Origin of the sequence: Actinomadura geliboluensis, assembly GCF_005889745.1 — a bacterium.
Lineage (GTDB): Bacteria > Actinomycetota > Actinomycetes > Streptosporangiales > Streptosporangiaceae > Spirillospora > Spirillospora geliboluensis.
This window is the reverse complement of sequence record NZ_VCKZ01000626.1, coordinates 1-3,518: the sequence shown is the minus strand read 5'-3', so window position 1 is coordinate 3,518 and position 3,518 is coordinate 1. Positions and strand designations below refer to the sequence as shown.

The 3,518-nt window shown below is 70.6% G+C and carries 4 protein-coding genes; 2 read left to right on the top strand and 2 right to left on the bottom strand.

What is annotated here, in order from left to right:
- Positions 1-274 precede the first annotated feature (274 nt).
- Both ETD96_RS42665 and ETD96_RS42660 read left to right on the top strand, forming a co-directional pair.
- Complete coding sequence (locus tag ETD96_RS42665) at positions 275-445, top strand: hypothetical protein (protein WP_205719743.1); 171 nt, start codon at positions 275-277, stop codon at positions 443-445.
- A gap of 266 nt (positions 446-711) precedes the next feature.
- Complete coding sequence (locus tag ETD96_RS42660; RefSeq protein ID WP_138642166.1) at positions 712-1,071, top strand: hypothetical protein; 360 nt, start codon at positions 712-714, stop codon at positions 1,069-1,071.
- 298 nt (positions 1,072-1,369) lie between these two features.
- Here ETD96_RS42660 and ETD96_RS42655 read toward each other — a convergent pair whose 3' ends face one another.
- Positions 1,370-1,762, bottom strand: coding sequence for a hypothetical protein (locus ETD96_RS42655; RefSeq protein ID WP_138642165.1), 393 nt, complete (start codon positions 1,760-1,762; stop codon positions 1,370-1,372).
- 152 nt (positions 1,763-1,914) lie between these two features.
- Complete coding sequence (locus tag ETD96_RS42650; protein ID WP_138642164.1) at positions 1,915-3,120, bottom strand: PAS domain-containing sensor histidine kinase; 1,206 nt, start codon at positions 3,118-3,120, stop codon at positions 1,915-1,917.
- Positions 3,121-3,518: the final 398 nt, after the last annotated feature.

The following is a 3,518-nucleotide window of genomic DNA, read 5'->3' as shown; positions in this document are numbered from 1 at the left end:
GGGCATGTGCCCGAGCGCGGCCAGCCACCCGCCCCAGCCCGCGACCCAGGCGTCGGCGTCGCCGCGGTCGGCCAGCCACGTCGAGCCGTCAGTGGACCTCCGACAGCGTCAGCGTCTGCTACGAGCCGGGCCGGGAGGACGCGCCCGCCGCGCCCTCCGCTGATCAGCAGACGCGGTGCGGTCCCGGGCGGGGCGGTCCGAGGGAGATGAACGCCCACACCCGACGGCGCCCCAGGTCGAGGTGTTCCGTAAAGCTGTTCCGCGAATCGATGCGATGCTTTCCCACGCCCTCCACCTGCGCGAACAGAACCTCAGCCTGCGCGACATCGCCGCCCGCCTCGTCATCACCACCGGCAAGAAGAAGGGCCGGCACCCCTCACCCGCGACCGTCATGCGCATGCTCCGCGACCACGACGAACAAACCGTCCACCCCGGCAGCAGCTGACCGCTGGCTTTGGTAGACGGGCAACGGGCCCAGGTCGCCGCCTGGCAAATGCCCGGCCGTCCGAGCTCGGTCGGAACCGGCAATGACCAGGACATCACCTGACCGAACCCGCGATCTAGAACGAGCTTGGTGTGATGGGTTGATTGCCGAGGGTGTGGTGCAGTGTCAGGGGAAGCGGCACGTGACGACGCTCATGCCTTGAACGTGTATGGCCCGGCGAACGGGCCCGAGGTCAGCAGGAGCGCTGCGGGGAAAGGGGACGCCTGATGGCTGTGGTGGAGCAGATCCTGCGGCTGTTCGGCCTGACCGGCCCTCCTCAGCCCGCCGGTGTTCTGATATCCGGCTGGCCGCCGGCCGCCACGATGCCGCGAGAGCAGCAGCGCAAGCTGGCGGACACGATGCGGCACCTGCCCGGCTGCTTCCAGGATCGGCTGCCCCCGGCGGTGCTGCAGCGCATCACCGGCGCGGCCGCCGCCGGGCAGTGGGAAAAAGCGATCGATCACCTGGTCATGGCCCTGTACATGAGGCACGCACCAGTCACTCCGGCAGAGCGCGCCGAACTGCGCGGTGCCCTGCGGGCGCTGGGCATCCCGACCCGCCGCGTCGACACGCTGCCGCCACGCTGAACCCCCGCGGCACCAGGGTGACGGCCTTGCGGTCCCCCACCCAGCAGGCGCCTGAAGGACCTGCTGTGCCTCCTGCCACGGGGATCGTGACCACCCGCTGCCATCTTCGGCACCCGATCGATCGGGTGCCGCCGCGGCGGCCATCGAGGCGGTCGCGCCACCGTCGCGGCGGCGCGACCGCCTCGCCCCCTCCTACTGCCCCGGGCCGGGCGGCTGACGCTCGAGGCCGCGTCCCCGGCCGGGGGTCTTTGCGTGTCCCTGTACCGGGCGCGGGTTGCGCCAGGGCTGCGCCGGCTAGCTAGCCCGGGGACACCGTCAGGACGGCCGCGGTGCGCTGCGCAGCCGTTTCGATCTCATCGGCGGGGCAGAGCGGTTCCAGATCAGGACCGGATCCTGCGGGCCCGTCCCACCACACCCAGAACCACCACAGCGCGCCCTCTGGCCGTTCGGTGCACCGCACCTCCTGCCGCAGCCCGGGACCGAACGCCTGCCCGCCCTCGTCACCAGCACCAGCACCGTGACCATCGTCATGATCAGCACTGCCCGGTTCGCCTGCCGGGTTGAACGCCCCGACCACCCAGTGGCGCCGCACGGTCGCGGCCAGGCCGCGCTCCCGCAGCGCCGCGGCCAGCGCGCCGGCCGCGGAGCGTTGTGCTCGCGTCTCAGTGGTTAAAGAGCCTTGCCCGTCCATCCCTCGTCTCCCGGTCTCTACTCGCCCCCGTCAACTCACAGTACAAAGTCCATCACCGAACGTCCCGGAATTCTCAGGCATTCTGACCAACCCCACTCGCAGACGACCGGGTGTGGCCACAGCCCTCGGATAACCCGCCCTTCAACTCCGGTTCATTGGGGTGGGGGGCTGAGAGGGAGCCGTAGGACCATGCGGATTCCGGTGGGGTGGTCGGCGATGTGCAGGGTGCCGTGGTGGGCTTCGGCGGTCTGGCGGGCGATCGCCAGGCCCAGGCCGGTGCCGCCCGGGTCGGTGCGGCGGGCGTCGGCGCGGCGGTAGAAGCGGCGGAAGACCGCCTCGCGTTCGCCTGCCGGGATGCCGAGCCCGTCGTCGGTGATCTGCGCGACGGCGTGATCGCCTTCGGTGGTGACCGTCACCTCGATCCGGGTGCGGGCATGCCGTTCGGCGTTGGCCAGCAGGTTGTCCAGCAGCCGGGTCAGACGGGAGCGGGATCCCTGGACCGGGGCGGAGGGGGCCAAGTCGCTGTCCAGGGCGTGCCGGCAGGGACGTCGTTCCAGCATGTCGCGGACCAACCGGCACAGATCGACCGGTTCGGTGTCGGTGGGCGTACCGGCGTCCAGGCGCGCCAGCTCCAGCAGGTCGGAGACGATGTCGGCGATCTTTTCGGCGTCCTGCAGAGCCGCGTGCAGAACCTTGCGGGAGTCGGCGTCGGGATCGGTCAGCGCCTCCTGCAGGCGGGTCTGCAGCCCGGTGAGGGGGCTGCGCAGATCGTGGGAGGTGTCGGCCACGACCTGCCGCTGACGCTGCAGCTCCCGGCGGGCCGTCGCGGCCTCGCTGCGTTCACCGGCTTGGGCCTGGCGCAGCCGCTGGTTGGTCTGTTCCAGCTCACGCGCCCGCACGAACAGCTCGGCCTCCATCGCCGCCACGCCCTCGGCCAGCGCGTCCCGCAGCGTGCGCTGGTCACTGCCGTGGTCGGCGCGCCGTAGCTGCAGGATGAACTCGGTGATCTCCTCGGCCTGGTGGACGATCTGCACCACCCGGCCGCCCGGGCCCAGCAGCGGGGAATTGACCGCGTTCCAGTACCGCTCCTGGAGCGCGCCGGGCCGCCCGGGGACCTGGACGTCGTAGCGCTGCAGGGCCAGCACATCGGCCTGCCCCTCGGCCAGGACACGCTCCAGGGAGGCCCGCAGCGCCTGCGGCCCCTCACCGGTGGGCCCGCCCGGGAACACCGCGAAGATCTCCCGGCCGATCAACTCCTCGCGCGGCAGCCCGGCCGCCTTCTCGTACCTGGCGTTCACCGCCATGAACTCAAGATCGGGCGACAGCACCGCGCACGGGGCCGGCAACACCTCGAACACTCCGGAAAAGTCCACCTCGGCCACTACCGCAGTCTTGCAACCCCTCGGCAAACACCGCCAAAGCCGACCTTCCCCACCACACCAAATCCACCACCAGGCAAAACAGCCATCACCGGGGCGGGCGAGGGGCGGTGCTCAGCCCGGTGCTCCGGGGGTATTCCCTCAGGTGTGGAAAGTGATCTTGCTGGGGAGCAAGTGATCAGTGGGTGAAGCGCCCACGTTCTTCGGGGGGAGAACCACACGTCATGTCCGTGATCGACCGTGTCGACGGCACCACTTCAACTACCGTAAGTGATCTTTCGGCTACCGTGACGGAGGTGAGTGGGCCCGAGCAGGACAGCACGCGCCGCCCGATCCGGGAACTGCTGGACGACCGGCTGCTGGACCAGCTGCTGGCC

Excerpts from the sequence above, each read along its gene's own strand:
- ETD96_RS42665 (WP_205719743.1), top strand. The coding sequence starts at position 275 with ATGCTTTCCCACGCCCTCCACCTGCGCGAACAGAACCTCAGCCTGCGC.
- ETD96_RS42660 (WP_138642166.1), top strand. The coding sequence starts at position 712 with ATGGCTGTGGTGGAGCAGATCCTGCGGCTGTTCGGCCTGACCGGCCCT.
- ETD96_RS42655 (WP_138642165.1), bottom strand. The coding sequence starts at position 1,762 with ATGGACGGGCAAGGCTCTTTAACCACTGAGACGCGAGCACAACGCTCC.